Raw genomic sequence first — 2036 nt, forward strand, 5'->3', positions numbered from 1 at the left:
GTTTTGCGGTTGGGTTTGCACCACCATCAAAACGGCCAGCCATCATCTCCTTCAAGAGATGCGCCGCCCCCAGTTCAGCGTGCTGAGAAGGGGGCGGTGTCAGATCACATCGAGACTAATTCACCTCATCAGCGGATAAATCGGCTTGTTTACCATGCAATGCGGGGATTTCGCGAATGATCGAGATCTGGTCGAGAACCGCCTCTTCAGAGACGGCCCCAATGGATGAATACTCCAACAAGTCAGTCCAGATGTTCTTGGCGACCAGCATCCCGGGAAGGGTGGAGTTTTTCCACTTCTTCCTTGTCTTCTCGTCAGGCTTCTGAAGCTTATCCCAATCCTCGCCGTAGCCCTGACGTTTCAATTCGATATAGGCGTCAAACGCCTCATCAATCTTGATATTTTCACCTTTATTGAGCGCGGCGTTCGTCATGTCCGAGCAGTTTTTCAACAGGACCCGTTTGAAGGCACCATGGGTTTCAGTGTTCGGATTTTCGATCGAGGTGCTGCGGGGAGCCTGGCTCCCAGTTGTGTCCGAAGCGTCTACGGAGCGCCCAACGCGTGCAGAACCATCGACGTGCGGTGGTTGAGCGAAGGTCGTTTGGGCCACTAGCGAAACTGCGTCTACTTCGGGGAATGCTGCGTATTGACCATTGGCAAAATCCTGCATGGCAAGAATGGGTTGTCCGATCCCCGCAGGAACAGAGGCAGGAGACGCAACTTTTTCGACCGCCAGCCCAATACCTTGGCTGAAATATGGGCTCGGCTCATGAAAGAACCCACGCTCGCGCCTTTCGCGCTCTTCGCTTACATTCAGTAGAACCCGCGTGGCCTCATAGGCCAACGACTTCCAGTCATCACCGTCTTCCGGCAAGTCGATGCCGAGATGTCGTGAGGCTGCTTGCAAGGGCCGCCGGGCAACCTCGTGGTTGCGCAGCTGCAATGCTTGGCGAAGTGTTTCTTGCAATGCGCGCTCTCGGCGCAGGGCAAATTCTGCCGCTTCAGGTGTGCGTAGATCACCTTGGATGCGAATACGGTCAGCCGCTTCGATTTCGAAGCGGACGAGGGTCGTCAAGACGTGCGTGACGACAGCTGGAGTCAGTGTCATGGTGCTCGCGATGTAATGGAATGTCAGATTGCTCAGAGCCGTCAGTCGAATGGACAGCTCCTGTGCCTATGAAAATGCATGAGTTTTCAATGAGAAGACAAGAGAGGGAATACCCCCACTCGAGCTGTGTGAGACGGCCCTGGATTTGCTGGACTTTCCCTTACACGGCGCTTGAGTGCAGCATTTCGAATAGGGGTTTTCCCCTATAGAGCCAGAAGACGATCTGTTCGATTTGAAGACCGGAAGATTCGGTTCGACAGCGGATTCAGAAGGCTCTGAATCCGCCCGGTTCTCTCTAAGACTCTTGGGCCATCTGCGACGCCAAACGTATCCAGAGCGCCGGTATTCAAGGTGGGGAATTCTGCGTGATCGAGGCATGATTGTCTCTCCCATGTGCCACAAAGTGTCACGCGGAGTGCCATTCGCAGTGCCAGAAACGAGAAAGGCGACCCGGATGGGTCGCCTTTCTCTTAGAAATCAGCCTCTTAGAGGAGATTTGGCTCCGGCGGTAGGGATCGAACCTACGACCAATTGATTAACAGTCAACTGCTCTACCGCTGAGCTACGCCGGAACGGTCCGTGCCGTATAACGTCCTCGGGATCAGGCGTCCAGAGGGCGTGAAGGACTTTTTTGAAAAGAATCAGCCGCTGCGCTGCTCGAATACGGCGGTGGCGGAAAGGACGCCTTGCGGTGCGGCCAGCTTGCGGCCGGAGAGGTCAACAAGGTGAGCAAAAACGTTGCGTTCAGCTGCCTTTAGCAAAGCCGGCGGGGTCTCGGTATAGATCTGCCGGGCCAAAGAGGCTGCGTTGGCCGGCGCTTGCTGCAGAGCGTCCAGAATTGCGGCCTCGCGGGATGCGCGGTGGGCGATCAGCCAATCGAGCCGTCCGGCAGGATCGTGGATCGGGGCGCCGTGACCAGGGTGGAAAA

The 2036-nt window shown here is 55.9% G+C and carries 1 protein-coding gene, 1 tRNA gene and 1 pseudogene; all 3 read right to left on the reverse strand.

The genetic code is table 11. The annotated features are described in order from the left end of the window. Positions 1 to 115: 115 nt before the first annotated feature. Complete coding sequence (locus tag A2I95_RS33705; RefSeq protein WP_291736824.1) at positions 116 to 1108, reverse strand: hypothetical protein; 993 nt, start codon at positions 1106 to 1108, stop codon at positions 116 to 118. 497 nt (positions 1109 to 1605) lie between these two features. Next, positions 1606 to 1680 (reverse strand) — tRNA-Asn (locus tag A2I95_RS33710). 69 nt (positions 1681 to 1749) lie between these two features. Beyond that, positions 1750 to 2036: pseudogene (locus A2I95_RS33715) on the reverse strand (MBL fold metallo-hydrolase); the annotation flags it as partial.

This window comes from Leisingera sp. F5, assembly GCF_001593695.1.

Coding starts and splice junctions, on each gene's coding strand:
- A2I95_RS33705 (WP_291736824.1), bottom strand. CDS start 1,108: ATGACACTGACTCCAGCTGTCGTCACGCACGTCTTGACGACCCTCGTC.